This window comes from Spirosoma arcticum (genome assembly GCF_054779955.1).
In genome coordinates this window covers 409,385-425,208 of sequence record NZ_BAAGXG010000003.1, presented here as the reverse complement: position 1 = coordinate 425,208, position 15,824 = coordinate 409,385, and the positions used below count along the sequence as shown (strand labels likewise).

Genomic DNA, 15,824 nt, shown 5'->3' with positions numbered 1-15,824 from the left:
TTGGGGTAATCTTTACCTGATTCTGGTCATGGCCGATGCATACCCGCCACCACCGGGATACACCCAGGCCCCTGAATTGGTATTGCCATCGGGGCTGAACGTGCCTTTGTAGAAGGCGGCAGAACCCCGTTCCCCACCCCAAATTGTCAGTGTATCGCCGTCTAATTCATACACATAATCGAAGGTGTTGCCCGCCGAATCGTAAATGCGGGATTGTATATCCTTGCCTGGCTCTCCGCCAAATGGCTGCAAGTGGCCAATGATTTCGATACCCTTGATTTGCCGCCCGCTATGGACGAAATCGAAGTGCTGCATCAGGAAAAAGCCACCGTCCAGCCACTGGTACGTAACTTCTCCGTCGATTGCTGCTTTGCCACTTGGGTCGGAAACTTTCCACGTTCCTGCCAATCTATCCAAGCTTTTTAAGTCGGAAGGAGGTTTCTTTTCAGCATCAATTTCGGTCATGACTGTTGTCAGTTTGGTTTGATTCTATCATTCCTACACAACTACCGAGGATAACTGCCCCGTGGTCACGCCATTTCGGGAAGCCATTTTCTGCTTTTTGTGGTAGAAGACGTACGAGCCAATCCCCACACCGATGATGACCAGCATGGGCGCCCAATCACTGAAGGGTTTGCCGATGGAGTAGACGGAATACGTCGCGCCGAGCAGATCAAAGAACAATCCAGCGTATGCCCACTCTTTGAGACGGGGATAACCCGGAACCAGAATGGCGACCACGCCCAATAGTTTAGCCCAGCCCAGAAACGGAATTAAGTAGGCCGGATAGCCCATCTCTTTGAATCCTTGTATGGCTTCCGGGATAATTAAGATATCCGGGATGGCCGAACCGAGCATAGCGAACGCGAACAGACCGGTGAGAATCCAATACGTGATTTTTGTCTTTTTCATGGTACAGAGCGTTTATGGTTCGTTTTTTCAGTTGTTTGTTGCTATAAATTTCGGCACAAAATGCTGGTTACAGTGTGCGTATAAATGACTATCTTAGGGTGTTTTTGTGCCACATAAAATCCCCTATTTTTGCCTCGTCCTTTCCCCGGAAACCATGAAGAAAATCTCATTGCTTGTCTACGAAGATGCCGTTCTATCGTCCATATCGGGCGCTATCGATCTGTTGACTGCTACCAACGGCTACTTGCAGCAAGTGGGACGCCCGCCCGCATTTGAACTGGAATTAGTCAGCGAAAAAGGAGCAAACATTCAACTGATTGTACCGGCTCAGTTCATCTGCTCCACCATGCTGGACGAAGCAATGAATACAGATTTGATTGTTGTTCCGGCTTTCTACGTCAGCCCGGACCAGGCGCTGGCGAAAAACCCCGGTTTGATTAGCTGGCTGAAAGGGCGCTATGACGCCGGAACCGAAATCGCGAGTATGTGCGTGGGCAGCTATTTTCTGGCCGAAGCCGGAATATTATCGGGAAAATCCTGCACCTCCCACTGGACAGCGCTTCCCGATATGCAGCGACGCTACGACGACGTGGAGGTGCTCACCGACTGTGTGATGACCGACAAAGACGGCATCTACACGAGTGGCGGGGCGCTGCTGTCGTGGAATCTGATTTTGTACCTGATCGAGAAGTTCTGCGGCCGGGAGATTAGTATTGGGGTGAGCCGGATGTTCAACATTGATCTGGACCGGGTGAGTCAGGCTCACTTTGTGGTGTTTCAGGGGCAGCGACAGCACGAAGACGAAGCCATATTGAAGGCTCAAACCTACATTGAAGCCAATTACCACCTGCCCATTTCTGTGGAGCAGATTGCCGAGCAATCGAATATGAGCAAGCGGAATTTCATCCGGCGGTTCAAAAGCGCCACCCAGAACACGCCCCTGGAATACCTACAGCGGGTGAAAATAGAATCGGCCAAAAAAGCGCTTGAAAAGAATGCCGACGACATCAGTTCAATCGTATATAACGCGGGCTATAACGACCTGAAAACGTTCCGCAAAGTGTTCAAACAGATCACCGGACTCACGCCACAGGATTACCGCAAAAAATATAGTCGGGAAGGTGTGGCGCTGGGGTAAGGTTTGGGGATGAAGGAGACTTTCCTCGGTCTGTGACCTCACAGACCGAGGACCTCTCAGCAGTAGACAGCTCAATCACCCGGATGGTAGATTCGTTTGGCTGTTTTCAGGACTTCGGCCTTGTCCAGCGTCATTGGCTTGGTTTTCTGGTTCACGAACAACTCCATCTGGTCGGTGTAGTGCGGGCTGTCGGAGTGATTGGACGCGCCGTAGCAGTTGACGGTTTCTATTTCGGGCAGACCCGTTTTTGGGAATTTTATCAGTTGAATGTACGAGTCCCCCTGGTTGCTTTGTACCCGCCCTTTCGTGTAAGGCTTGGTATACATGGACGCCATCACGTCGGGAATTCCCCAGATGGGCAGCGCCTTACCGCCCCGGACGTGCTTCTGGTAATCGCCCAGCACCAGGTCCGTGCGGCCAAAGATTTTCGATAAGTGTGTTTTGGCGTAGCGAAGGCCCTCAGCGCAGTCGTCGGGCGTGAGTGCTTTCGGTGGGTTTGCCATTTTCGTGGCTTTGTCTTTCCAGTATTCGTAAAACAGCAAAAACACGAGGGCACCCCGGCTGTCGGCGGTGGCTTGCCGGTTCCAGGATACTACCGTTTGTATCTGGTCGCGGATGTCGGGGTAATCGTCGGGTTTGAGCGTGAACAGCACGTTGCCATCGGGACCCGCCACGTACGACAGTTTCTTGGGTAGTTGCAGGTCATACTTGATGCGTTTGAAATCGGCGTAACTGAGTTTGTCGTACTGGCGGATCAATTCGCCGAACCGGGTGCTGCGGTTGTTGTCCCAGCGTTCGTAGCCCATCGTCTTGTCGAACTGGTCCGGGCGCAGGTTATTGGCGGGGGCAGTGGCGTTGAAGGGCGTGTTATTCATGTTGAACAGGTAGCCACCCGGCGGATTGATGTACTGCGGGAAATCGCTCAGCGGCCGGAATTTGGTCCAGAGTGTTTTCGAGGTGTTGCCGGGCAGCGTGCCACTCCAGTCGTAGGCCGGGTCGCGGTACGGAATTTTGCCGTTGCTGACGTAATAGATCGTGTCCGGGTCGGCATACACGACGTTGAAACCGGGAATGGCGGTCATCTGCATCGCCTTTTGAAACTCCGAAAACGACCGTGCTTTGTTCATTCGATACCACTGCTCGGTGCCGCGCAGGTCCTGGTTGGCTCCGGTCCGGAGGGCAAAGCTTCCCTGTTTCGTCACAATCGTTGCCCCGTACTTGCTCCAGTACGCCTTGCGCCCTATGACAAACGGAATGCCCTTCACGCGCAGTTTTACGGTTTTTTCTTCCAGTGGCAGCCACTGCCCGTCGAAAAAGTACTGCTTGGGGTGGGCTTTGTCGGTTTGGAGTTGGTAGGTGTCGATTTTGTCCTGGTAGTTGACCGTGTGCGCCCAGCCGAGGTGTTCGTTGACGCCGTGAAATAGGGTAACCCCGCCCGGAAACAACCCGCCCAGCATGTTCCAGCCCTGCTCGCTGCACAGGTGCGCTTCGTACCACGCCACCGGCCCTTCGAGCGGCTGATGCGAGTTGACGGCCAGCAGGGTTTTGCCCTCCGTCGTTTTGCTGTGATGCACCGCAATGGCGTTTGAGCCGGTATTTTTCAGCAAATCAATCAGGGGTAATTTACCCTCATAGATGGTTTGCAGCGCCCGTTCCACGCCCGATATCACCGACAGCGACAGCACGGAGGCCTTCAAATAATCAGTAACCGACACGGGAAACGCACCCTTCACCAGCACCTCGTTAGGATGCGTCTGAGCGTAGTCGTTCAGGCCCTGTAAATACCCGCTGAGCACGGCCCGGTAGTCGGGCGAGAGCGCCGTAGCACCCTGTTCAGCAACGAGTTCGGGGGCGTGGAGCAGTTCAACGACGTAGTCAGCAGCCGCTCCTTTTTTGCCGAGGTGCTGTCCCAGCAACCCCTTGGTCGGCAGTATCAGTAGCTGAATGGTCTTGAAATCGTCTTCGGCGTGTGCCCATGCCAGTCCGTAAGCCACCTCCGGGTCGGTTTTGGCGAAGATGTGGGGCACCCCGTAGGTATCGCGGGCAATGGTGATGTCGGCTGGCCTTACCCGATTAAGTTCGTCAGAACCGGGTTTAAACAGATTAACACTGGTTTGAGCGAAAAGTGGAACGAACAGGGTGAAATGGACGAGTAGAAGAATAGTCAGTGCTCTCATACGGGTTTTGCGGGTAATAAATATACATAACAGCTATTAAGCCTAAACCAAGCTAATCGTACCAATAGTAAACCATTTATTAACATACGCTTAATAATAGCAGTCCACTATTAATTTGGTAAAACTGTGTTGAGAGGACTATTTTATGTCGTTTATAACCAATAAGTCGCTATTTTATGAATAAAAGCCGTTCGTTGTTTGCCGAAAAATAAATATTGACGACTAAGGTTTAAATAATAATTCACAGTTTGATAACATTAAGGTAATATTTACGTAATATTGATGTAACATTAGTCCGTACGATTCTTCGAGTCATCTGGGCGAGTGGGCATTGTTTAATTTCTAACATAAATGAAGTCATGAAAAAGTCTCTTTTTCTCCTTACGCTGGTAGGCTTCCTGGCGACGCAAGCCACCGCTACGCCGACAAGTCCCCGCAAAAACAAAGCGCCGAAAGCTTCCTTAGAAAAGCAACTGGCGAGTTATATTTCATACCCCGACGCACTTAGACCGGCCCAGCGGGCGGGTGTAGTCGTCATTCAGTTTCGGGTGAACACCGACAGTGAACTGTGTCAGTTAGCTGTGTTCAGCCAGAACGAGCAGATCAACACCAGCCTGCTTAAGCAATTGACCGGTAAAAAGTTAGTTGGTTATGGCAGCGACGCGGCCGAACTGCACACGGTTCGGTTGCGGTTTCAACCCGAGTAGGCCGGTTACTAAGTATTAAGTTAACCCCGATCTTCGGCAGGAGGTTGGGGTTTTTTACGGCCAAACATTTCGCCAAAACGGTAGGTTGCCACTCAACAATCCGTTTTTTTATGGCCCAATCTATTTCTATCTGCTGGCTCCGGCGCGACTTACGGCTGCACGATAACGCTGCACTGTACTACGCACTTAAAAGCGGGCGTCCTGTCCTTGTTATTTTTATATTCGACCGGTTGATTCTGGACATCCTCGAAGACCGGCGCGACCGGCGCGTGGAGTTTATTCACAAAGAGATTCACACGTTGCAGGATCAACTGACCGGGATGGGGTCGGCGCTTGTGGCCCGGTATGGTCGGCCAATCGACGTGCTGAAGCAGCTAATAGAGGAATACGACGTTGCCGAAGTATTTACCAACGACGACTACGAGGTGTATGCCAAAGAACGCGACTCGGTCGTGAAAGCGATGCTGGCCGAGCAAGGAATTGGCTTTCGGGTCTCGAAGGATCAGGCCATTTTTGACCACGACGAGGTCATAACTGGGGGTGGCAAACCGTACACCGTTTTTGGGGCATACAGCCGCAACTGGATGGGTAAACTGGCTGGCGGATCAGGCCGCGAGTTTTACCTCAAGTCGTACCCGACTGAGAAGTACTTCGCCAACTTCTACAAAACCAGTCCACCTGCTGACGGCGGACCCACCAACCGGGGCATTCCAACGCTGGAAGAAATGAATTTTGAGCCGCTGGGTGAAAATTATCCCGTACCCACCGTAGACGAAGATTTTCTGCGGGCGTACGAGAAAATGCGCGACTACCCGGCCCGGACCGGCACCAGTGAGTTGGGTATTCATTTGCGCTTCGGCACCATCAGCATCCGCGACCTGGTTCGGCAGGCGCAGGCCGTTAGTGAGCGCTTCGTAACGGAACTGGCCTGGCGCGACTTCTACTTTCAGGTCCTCGACCATTTTCCCCATTTCGAGAAACACGCCTACCGGCGCGAGTACGAGAACATTCCGTTCCTGAATCGGGACGAGGACATCGAACGCTGGAAGGCGGGCCAAACGGGCTTTCCGTTCGTGGACGCGGGGATGCGGCAACTGAATCAGACCGGCTGGATGCACAACCGCGCCCGGCTCATTACGGCCAGCTTCTGCGTGAAACACCTGCTCATCGACTGGCGCATTGGGGAAGCCTATTTCGGAGCCAAGCTGCGCGATTACGACTTGGCGGCTAACGTGGGAAACTGGCAGTGGGTGGCGGGTTCGGGCAACGACGCGGCTCCCTATTTCCGGGTCTTCAGCCCTGACACCCAAATGAAGAAGTTTGATTCCAAATTAGAATACGTCCGCAAATGGGTGCCCGAATACGGAACACCGGACTACGTTGAACCCATGATCGACCACGCCTTTGCCCGGCAACGGGTCGTGGAGACGTATAAAAAAGCGTTGGCGAAGTGAAATTAAATCCACGTCCGCAGACCAACCAACCCCCACACGGCCATGTAGCCAACAACCAGCAGCGCTGAAGAGACAGCTACCCAAAGGAAAATCTGGTCGGTCCGGTTCGGGATCTGACGTTGTCGGCGAATCAGGCTGATGAACGCCCAGATCGCACAAACGGGAATTAATACCGATGCTACGAATACCGTTACGGAAACGGGGGTTACCAGGCCGAGCTCATCCCCACGGGCAAATACCATACCGGCCAGTAGCATGACCACGAGCGAGAAGGCATAGGCCGCGAACGACATACGAACCGGCATGGCGCTCAAACGACCGCCTTTCCGCTTTAGCCGAGCGTTGAGAATTGGACAAACGATGCCCATCAGCAGTCCTGTTACTACGAGCAGCATCGACACACTGCCTAAAATAAGGGGCAACCAGGCACCAATGGCCGACGTTTCGGTGGTATTGGTACTTGGCATGACGGCCACCGCTTGACCCGCGTCGTTGCGGGTGAGCGTTACCTGTGACGTGTAGCCTGTCTTGTCCATACGTATGAACTGTCCGGGACCAATCGGACGGAGGAGCACGGTTTCGCCATTGAGCAAATTATTGATGAACAGGTTACCATCGGCTTCGTAAATATGCAGGACACCGGCCAGCCAGATCAGCCAACCCGTGAATGAAGCCCGAATGTTACTCTGGCGGTAGTAACCGGGTAGGTTTTCTTTCTGAGCTGTTGATAGCGCAAAAGCGGGCGGTAGCCGCTGTGGTACGTTTTTCATGACGGTCTCCAGAACCGCATCGGCGAGCGTACCAAATCCGGCCCCATCTGAATTGACTAATACGATAAGGCCCCGGTTTAACTCTGAATTGTAGATGTAGTGGGCCAGCCCGCCATTGACGCCCCCATTGTGGCCGTGAAACAGGTAGCCTTTGTACGAAGTCGTGTAGTTATAGAGCCCGTAGCCATCTTTTGAGCCTGCCCGAGCGGCCAGCGTTGTGGTAGGCGTTTCCATCCGGTCAATCGACGACGGCAGCAGCAGTTGAGTGCTCTGGTAGGTACCTCGGTTCATCAGCATCTGCACGAACGGCATCAGTTCCAACGCCGGCGCGTTTAGGCTGCCAGCGGGCCGGAGTAGAATGTCCCAGTAACGCTCTTCCCGCCGGTCGTCGCCCGAGTAATTCGTGACTAAATGGGTCCGGGTGACCTCGTCGCGCCGGAACGTGATCTGCTTTAGACCAAGCGGGTTGAAGATTCGCTGCTGAACGAATGATTCAAACTCCTGACCGGTTTTCATTTCCAGAATCCGGGCTATGATGGGTGGCCCTGAATTGCAGTAAGCCATGAACGTACCCGGTCGCCAGCGCGAATGACGGGATTCGGAATAGAGCGTCAAGCCTCTTTCCAGAACGATGTTGGGGTCTTTGTTGAAGGCATATGCATTCATCGACCAGTCATCGAAGCCTGTTGTATGTTCGAGCAGATGCACCACCCGAACAGGATCTGTCGCTTCCCAGAGGTTGCTAAACTGAATGTCGGGGGCCAGTTTCTTCAACTCGTCCGACAACGTTAACTGCCCTTTCTCCACGAGCATCAGGGCCGCAACCGCCACAAAACTCTTGGTAACTGACCCCAGACGAAACATGGATTGGTCAGTGACGGGTGACTTGGTTTTCAAGTTTGCAACGCCGACATTGTGCTTGTAAAGCAGGCTGTCTTTGGTAAAAACCAACACCTGAACGCCAGGCGTTTCGTGTGCTTTAACTATGCTATCAATGCGCTGGGTCAGTCCATCGAACCGAACGGTAGATGGCGATGACTGGGCAGTAACCGATGTAAAAGGTGTGGTAAGAATAAAAATCAGACCGATCAACGTATAGAATTGTAGCTGGTAGCACAAGCTGGAAAATGAACACGTGTACGTGAGGGCCATAATTGTCGGCGTAGCTAAGAACAGTCAGTTTAAATATAGATCAGTATGTTCCGTTCAAAATGCCCGATTTATCAAGCGGTCATCTACGTCATTCAATTCAGGAGGAGAAAATTAACCAACCTGCATTCGTATTAACCAGTATTATACCGCTGGATTGCTCAATCAAATTGATTGGTGGCAAGTTGGTCTGTTTGGCTAATTTGCCGCCTTATTTTCAGACCATGAATGAAATCGCCCTTCGTCGGTTAGCCAATCAACACATCGGGCGGCCATACCAGACGACATTGGCTCTGAGCCAGCCTACGGATGTGGTTGCCCATTTGGTGGCCATGCAGGCGCAAGAGTTCGCGATGGCCAAGTGGGCAGTTGGATTACGGTTGCCGACCGCCAACGAAGCCGATGTGGAGCAGGCGTTCAACAGCGGGCAAATTCTTAGGACGCACCTGCTCCGACCAACCTGGCACTTCGTGACACCGTCGGACATTGGCTGGCTGCTGCTGCTCACGGCCCCACGGGTGAAGCAGGTGAACGCGTTCATGGACCGGCAGTGTGGATTAGAAGCGGCCCTTTTTACTCAATCCAATGACCTGATCGCAACAGCGCTTGCCGGAAACAATTACCGCACTCGTGACGAATTAGCCGTTGTTCTGAACAGAGCCAATATTGAAGCCAGTGGTTTCCGGCTGAACTACATTATGATGCGGGCCGAACTCGACGGAATCATTTGCAGCGGACCCCGGCGGGGCAATCAGTTCACCTACGCTCTACTGGACGAACGGGCACCGAACCGTAAACCAGTAAACCGGCCCGAAGCGCTGGCCGAATTGACAAAGCGATACATCACGAGCCGCGGACCCGCCACCATTCATGATTTCAGCACCTGGTCAGGGCTTACACTGAAAGAGGTAACCGAGGGCGTAGCGATGAACAAAGGGGCCATTGGGCCGGAAATCATCGACGGAAAAACGTACTATGTCAGCGCTGGCCTGGCGGTTCCCACGGACGACGTTCAATCGACATTTTTGATGCCCGACTACGACGAATACGGCATGGGCTACAAAAACCGCGACGCCATCAGCCACGCGGAACTATCGGGTAGCCTGACCTATAACCGTATGATTATCGTGGACGGAACCATTGCCGGTTCCTGGAAACGAACCATCAGCGGCAGCAAGGTCAAATTGGAGTTGCAACTGAACCGGCCCCTAACGGAACAACAGCGAAAACGCGTCGCCGAGGCCGCTGAACAGTATGGTCAGTTCATTGGGAAGACCGTTGAGCTTGTGCCCTGACGAGCAGTGTCCACCGATTAAAGTTTCCATTGCACCACCCAGCCCGCTTTGACAGTTTTTGGACGGGGAACGCCCGCGAGGCCCGTTGCCGGATTGATGGCCATCAGCGTTAGCGGGACAACCGTTTTGGTTTGTGCAGAAATAGCTTTGGTAGCCCGCAGAAACAGATGACCCCGGACGTCGACGTCGTCCACGACGGCGTAGAGCGCATCCCCGGCTTTGAACTGGTCCTCATCAATCTGTACGTCTTCGGTCAGCGCGAAGGTCCAGCTTTGACCGACGGACAGCCCACCCGCCCGCACGAGTTTGGCCGACACGTCGCCCAGGAATACGGCTGCGGTTGCTGGTTTATTCCTGAGTAGTTCGGTCAGTACGCTGTCCATCATAGTGACCTCGCCGGATGACCCCGTCGGACCCGGTAGTGACTCAACGGGGACGCCTTCCGGTTCGGGTTCGTCGTCGCGGAGCCAGCCCATGCGCCGGGCCTGTTCCCGTTCCTGATCGTATGAATTACCCGCCGATGCCAGCAGCATCCCCACCGAGCCAAGACCGTAGGACGGGTTGGTGAACAGTTCTTTCATCGCCAGAATCCGGTACAGGTAGTAGCCCGTTTCGGCGTTCATGGTCATGGCGTAATAGTCGCGGTGGCCCACGCGCGTAATCTTACGCTGCACCATACCCACACCCCCGTTATACGCAGCCGCAACCAATGTCCACGAACCCAATTTGCGGTACAGAAATTTGAGGTACTTGCTGGCCGCTTCGGTCGATTTACGCAGGTCGGTGCGTTCGTCGTTGCCGGGCGCGATGGAAAGCCCCATGTCCTGGGCGGTTTCGTCCATAAACTGCCAGTAGCCAACCGCCCCGGCCGACGAAACGGCATCCGCTTTCCACGCGCTTTCGATGAGTGGCAGGTACTTGAAATCGTTGGGAATGGTATGTTTTCGTAAAATCGGCTCAATGACCGCAAAGAATGGGGCCGAGCGTGCCCGCAACGCGCTCAGGTGCCGCGCATAGCCCGAACTGCTGGCTAATGCCACCGCTAATTTCGTTGATACGTCGCCCTGTTCGGTGGGGACAATCTCGCCGGAAAAGTGCAGCCGTGATGGTCCAATTGCGGGCCGGGTTTGCACCAGTACGGGTTTCACCGGACTTGCCTTCTTGGGTGTTGCTTTCTTCTGGGCGAAAGCAACGAGACTGGTCAGCACTATTGTCACCAACAGGTGGACTATGCAACGGGTAATTGACATCAAAATAAACAGGTGATGGTGTGACCCATTGACAACGATTCGGCTTTGGGGTTTAGTTCAGGCGGGGTATTGATCGAACGGCAGCAACTGTTACTTAAGTAGCTGTTGCCCGCCAGCAAGTAATTTCCGTAGCTGGGTAAATGCGTATCCATTCACCAATAGTCAGTTAACTGAGAAATAGACTAAGTATGTTTCGCTACTGACCGTCTTTGCTACGCCATAGTGCATTTGTTGACAGTACATACCTAAATCCTTTCCTCATGAACCAGTTTACACGATTACGGCGCGGTGTCAATACCCTGCTGAAGCTCTTCTGTACAACATGTATCATCGGCGTCGCCTTAACGGGAACGGCCTTCGCCCAGCAGCTATCCGGCACCGTCACTAACGAGTCTGGCGACGCGCTTCCGGGGGTCAACGTGGTCGAGAAAGGCACTACGCGCGGGGCTACCACCGACAAAAACGGCCGCTACAACCTGAACGTCAGCCAGCAGGCAACCCTTATTTTCAGCTACATTGGGTATACCCGGCAGGAGGTTGTGGTGGGTAACCGGTCGGTGATCGACCTCAAACTAACGGCTGATCCGCTGGCCATCAGCGAGGTGATTGTGGTAGGGTACGGTACCCAGAAAAAGTCGTCACTGACGGCGGCCGTTTCGTCGGTAACGCCCAAAGAACTGCGGGCGCTGCCGGTCATCAGCGCCCAGCAGGCGCTCCAGGGCCGCGTACCGGGCGTATCCATCGTCAATAACAGCAGCCCCGGCGTCGAGCCGGTTGTTCGGGTACGGGGCGTCGGATCCATCAGTCTGAACCCCAATCCACTGTACGTGATCGACGGAATGCCGGCGGGTGGTTTGAATAACATCGACCCTAAAGACATCGAATCGCTCGAAGTACTGAAAGATGCCTCGGCAGCGGCTATCTACGGGTCGCGGGCCGCCAATGGCGTGATTCTGATCACGACCAAGCGGGGTTCCAACAACGGTAAAATCAATATTAACGTCGATTCGTACTACGGAACGCAGTCGGCCTGGCGGACGCTGGACCTGCTCGGCCGCGACGAGTACATCCGCTACGGCACCGCCCTGGTAACCGCTTCAGGACAACCCGTTCCGGGTCGGTTCAACAACCTGAACACGCCCATCTACGACGGGGCCACACAGACCTTTGCCCAGACCGATACCGACTGGCAGCGGGTGATGTTCCGCAATGCTCCGATTAGCGACAATCAACTGTCGGTATCAGGGGGCAATGCCCAATCGCGGTTTTTTATGTCCGTGGGCCACTTCAGCCAGCAGGGAATTCTGCCGTTTACCGACTACAACCGGCAAAGCTTCCGCATCAACTCTGACCACAAATTTACCAAGTTCCTGACCGTCGGGCAGACGATGCTGGCCTCCACCGACTTCCGGCGGATCGAACGCGACGGGGGCGGACGCAGTTTGGTCATGAACATCATGCGCATGATTCCGTACTGGCCCGAGCGCGACCCAACCAAGCTCGGGGGTTTCAGTACAACGGCCCAGGGCTTAGACGCCACCGACCCCGAAAATCCGCTGCGCGTGGCCGAGCAGGAGCAGCAGTTCCAGACCGACCGGGGCATCAAACTCCTCGGAACGGTGTTTGCCGAAGTGCGTTTTGCCGATTGGCTGCGCTACCGGTTCACGGCCGGGGGCGACTTCTCAACGACGCGTTTCAACGGGTTTCTGCCCATCTACAACGACGGCAACCGCAGCCGCCCGCTGGCCAGCGTGTCGGAAAATCGAAACAACTTCTTCTCGTCGCTGCTCACCAATCAGTTGACGTTCGATAAAACCTTCGGGAAGCATTACGTAAATGCAATCGCCATTGCCGAACGCCAAACAGCGTCCTCGCGGTTTATCTCGGCCAGCGGGCAGCGGCCCGACAACAACATTCAGGTGATTCAGGGGGTGTCGAATCCGAACGGGTCCAGCACGCTCAACGAAAACCTGCTGATTTCCTATGCAGGTCGGATCAACTACGAATACGGCGGGCGGTATTTGCTGAGTGCGTCGGTTCGGCGCGACGGGTCGAGCCGATTCGCCCCAGGTAACAAGTGGGGAACGTTCCCGGCGTTTTCGGCTGGCTGGCGCATCAGTGAAGAAGCGTTCATGAAGGACATTCCGGCCATTTCGGAACTGAAACTGCGGGCCAGCTACGGCAAAACGGGCTTTAATGCCATCGGCGATTACGAGTATCAGGCCCTGGTGCAGGCTAACAACACAATCTATCCGTTTAACAACCAGACAACTCAGTTAGGGTCGTACATCAACGTGCTGAGTAACAGTGCGCTACAGTGGGAAATCAACAACACGACCGACCTCGGTTTCGACCTCTCGCTGTTCAGCAATAAAATCAGCCTGACCGCCGACGTGTACGAGCGGCAAACCGACGGGCTGCTGCTGCGGGTGCCGCTGGCCAACTCGCTGGGGTATTCCAACAGTCCGCTGGCCAACGTGGGCAGCATTCGCAACCGGGGTCTCGAACTGGCCTTAAGCTACAAGCACAACGGCAAAGCGTTTCAGTGGTCGGCAACGGGCGTTTTCGATATGGTCCGCAACAAGGTGCTGAATTTAGCCACGCCGAACGCAACCATTAACTCCGGGCTTAACGCCGACTTTGGCGGATTCGACATTACCCGCACCGAGGCCGGGCAACCGATTCAATCGTTCTACGGCTGGGTGACGGACGGAATTTTCCAGAACGCGGGTGAGATTGAAGCCGCCAATGGCTTAGACGGAAGTGCCGCTACGTTTTACCAGAACAGTTCGACCCGGCCCGGCGATATTCGGTTTCGCGATTTGAACGGCGACGGACGCATTGATGCCAGTGACCGGACGTATCTGGGGAGTTACATTCCTAAATTTACCTACGGCCTAAACACCACCGCCAATTACAAAAACTTCGATTTTACCCTGTTTTTCCAGGGCGTTCAGGGCAACAAAATCTACAACGGCACCAAGGTGATCGGACAAGGGCAGCTTCGGCTTTTCAACGCGACGACCGACGTGCTGAATGCCTGGACACCGACGAACACCAACACCGACGTACCGCGCTCGGTTAGTGGCGACCCCAACCAGAACTCGCGCACCTCCAACCGCTTTCTTGAAGATGGTTCGTATCTGCGGCTGAAAAACCTGAACATTGGCTATACGCTGCCTGGTGCCGCTCTGAGTAAAGCCACGAAGGGTTACGTCAGCCGGGTGCGGGTGTATGTGTCGAGCAACAACCTGCTGACCTTCACCAAATACACCGGCTACGACCCCGAAGTATCAAGGAGAGGAGCGGGCGATCCGGCCAACCTGCTCAACAATGGCATCGACTACGCGCAATACCCACAGGCCCGCACGTTACTGGTAGGTCTGAATCTTGGCTTTTAATTGGTAAAACAAACTATACAAACATGAAAAGACTACTGTTAATTAGCACGCTGAGTCTCGGTTTGGCCGTTGGCTGCAGTGATGACGAACTCGATAAAGTGAACCCCAACGGAGTAACTTTCGACACCTATTTTAACAACGAAAGTGAGCTGACGGCGGGCGTGAATGGTATCTACGCGGCCCTTCAGTCAACCAACCTGGTCTCGCGCGAGTGGTTTTTCACCCACGACCTGCGGGGCGATGAGGTGGCATCGGGCGGGGGGCAGTTGGAAACTCCCCGTAACCAAATGCTGATTGGCGTTCATGACACGGGCAATAGCTTAGTGAGTGCTATCTGGACGGGCTGGTACCGGGTTATTCACCGGGCCAATATCGTGCTGGAAAAAGGAGCCAACGTAACCGGTGTAGGGCCTGCTTCCCGCGACCGGCTGCTGGGCGAAGCGCGTTTCCTGCGGGCCTGGGCCTACTACGATTTGGCCACGTTTTTTGGCGGGGTTCCCCTGTACAAAGATTTTGCCAAATCGGTCGATGGCACCTTGCCGCGCGCGCCCCAAAAAGAGGTTTATGATTTTGCCATTGCCGACCTGAAAGCGGCTGAAGCCGGGCTTGCCGCGAGTTATACGGGGACTAACCTGGGCCGGGCAACGAAAGGAGCCGCGCAGATGCTGATGGCCCGAATTTACCTGCAACAGGGCGACTACACCAATGCCCGGACCGAGTTGAAAAAAGTTATTGACTCGAACCTGTATCGCTTAGTTGATAACTATACCGACCTGACCAACGAAGAAGGTGAGTTTAACGCGGAATCGATATTTGAGGTAGCGTATGCTCCTTCGGGTGGTGCTTTCAACTGGAATGGCGATGCGGACGGCGCGGCCGTGCAGGAAGAAACGGTTCGGTCGCAGGAGTACGCGGCCATCGCGTGGCGGAACGTGATTCCGTCCAACAAAATTCTGAATTCCTACGAGACTGTTGCTAAAGGCGATGCTAAAACCGACCCTCGCTACGCTTTTTCGTACTGGAGCGAAGGCGATGTATTCAACAATGGTAACACGGTTCTCACCAGCACCATGGTGCAGGGCAATGCTTCGGTGGTGAACGGAGTAACGCAGAAAGTGAGCTGGCGGAAATATTCTCTGATGTACAAATCCAACGCGGCCAATCAGCAAAGTGGCATTAACATGCGGATTATGCGCTACGCCGACGTGCTGTTGCTGATGGCTGAATGCGAAAACGAACTGGGTAACTCGGCGGCTGCCGTTTCGCTGCTGAATCAGGTACGGGCGCGGAAATCGGTGGTTATGCCGCCTTACCCAACTGCAAATTACCCCACCACGACCAAAGATCAGGTGTTCGATGCGGTGATGCACGAGCGGATGATCGAACTGGCGGGCGAGCAAGTTCGGAACTTTGATGTTGTGCGGTGGCGGAAGGCCAAAAAGCTCAAAGCCGAGCCGATCTCGTACTTCCAGGCTAACCGGCACGAACTGCTGCCCATTCCGCTGCAGGAAATCGACAACAGCCCGGCCATTGACATCAAAGACCAGAATCCGGGGTATTGAGTGACGTAG

11 protein-coding genes are annotated in these 15,824 nt (G+C 54.3%); 6 read left to right on the top strand and 5 right to left on the bottom strand.

Annotated elements, in window-relative coordinates; translation table 11 throughout:
- Nucleotides 1–12: 12 nt before the first annotated feature.
- Complete coding sequence (locus tag ACYVHB_RS08975; protein WP_461051366.1) at nt 13–465, bottom strand: hypothetical protein; 453 nt, start codon at nt 463–465, stop codon at nt 13–15.
- A 33-nt stretch (nt 466–498) separates the two neighbouring features.
- Nucleotides 499–912: a DoxX family protein gene (locus ACYVHB_RS08970; protein ID WP_461051365.1), complete on the bottom strand. Its 414-nt coding sequence runs from the start codon at nt 910–912 to the stop codon at nt 499–501.
- A 154-nt stretch (nt 913–1,066) separates the two neighbouring features.
- Here ACYVHB_RS08970 and ACYVHB_RS08965 point away from each other — a divergent pair, with 154 nt between their 5' ends.
- Nucleotides 1,067–2,050: a GlxA family transcriptional regulator gene (locus tag ACYVHB_RS08965; protein ID WP_461051364.1), complete on the top strand. Its 984-nt coding sequence runs from the start codon at nt 1,067–1,069 to the stop codon at nt 2,048–2,050.
- Between the two features lie 71 nt (nt 2,051–2,121).
- Here the strand turns inward: ACYVHB_RS08965 and ACYVHB_RS08960 are convergent, their stop codons facing one another.
- Nucleotides 2,122–4,227: a penicillin acylase family protein gene (locus tag ACYVHB_RS08960; RefSeq protein WP_461051363.1), complete on the bottom strand. Its 2,106-nt coding sequence runs from the start codon at nt 4,225–4,227 to the stop codon at nt 2,122–2,124.
- 359 nt (nt 4,228–4,586) lie between these two features.
- Here ACYVHB_RS08960 and ACYVHB_RS08955 point away from each other — a divergent pair, with 359 nt between their 5' ends.
- Nucleotides 4,587–4,934, top strand: coding sequence for a hypothetical protein (locus tag ACYVHB_RS08955; protein WP_461051362.1), 348 nt, complete (start codon nt 4,587–4,589; stop codon nt 4,932–4,934).
- Between the two features lie 110 nt (nt 4,935–5,044).
- Nucleotides 5,045–6,388 (top strand): cryptochrome/photolyase family protein, encoded by a 1,344-nt coding sequence (locus tag ACYVHB_RS08950; protein WP_461051361.1) that lies wholly within the window; start codon nt 5,045–5,047, stop codon nt 6,386–6,388.
- 2 nt (nt 6,389–6,390) lie between these two features.
- Here ACYVHB_RS08950 and ACYVHB_RS08945 read toward each other — a convergent pair whose 3' ends face one another.
- The gene (locus tag ACYVHB_RS08945; protein ID WP_461051360.1) at nt 6,391–8,310 is read right to left on the bottom strand and encodes a serine hydrolase domain-containing protein; all 1,920 of its coding nucleotides are present in this window, start codon (nt 8,308–8,310) and stop codon (nt 6,391–6,393) included.
- Between the two features lie 221 nt (nt 8,311–8,531).
- On the opposite strand from ACYVHB_RS08945, the gene ACYVHB_RS08940 reads away from it, so the two are divergent.
- Nucleotides 8,532–9,602, top strand: a complete 1,071-nt coding sequence (locus ACYVHB_RS08940; protein WP_461051359.1) for a winged helix DNA-binding domain-containing protein — start codon at nt 8,532–8,534, stop codon at nt 9,600–9,602.
- A gap of 17 nt (nt 9,603–9,619) precedes the next feature.
- On the opposite strand, the gene ACYVHB_RS08935 is transcribed toward ACYVHB_RS08940, so the two are convergent.
- Nucleotides 9,620–10,852: a lytic transglycosylase domain-containing protein gene (locus tag ACYVHB_RS08935; protein ID WP_461051358.1), complete on the bottom strand. Its 1,233-nt coding sequence runs from the start codon at nt 10,850–10,852 to the stop codon at nt 9,620–9,622.
- A 260-nt stretch (nt 10,853–11,112) separates the two neighbouring features.
- Between ACYVHB_RS08935 and ACYVHB_RS08930 the strand changes: the two genes are divergently transcribed.
- Together ACYVHB_RS08930 and ACYVHB_RS08925 are read left to right on the top strand one after the other, a co-directional pair.
- Entirely contained in the window at nt 11,113–14,253 is a 3,141-nt protein-coding gene (locus ACYVHB_RS08930) for a SusC/RagA family TonB-linked outer membrane protein (RefSeq protein WP_461051357.1), read from the top strand.
- Nucleotides 14,254–14,276: 23 nt separating this feature from the next.
- Complete coding sequence (locus tag ACYVHB_RS08925) at nt 14,277–15,815, top strand: RagB/SusD family nutrient uptake outer membrane protein (protein ID WP_461051356.1); 1,539 nt, start codon at nt 14,277–14,279, stop codon at nt 15,813–15,815.
- Nucleotides 15,816–15,824 lie beyond the last annotated feature (9 nt).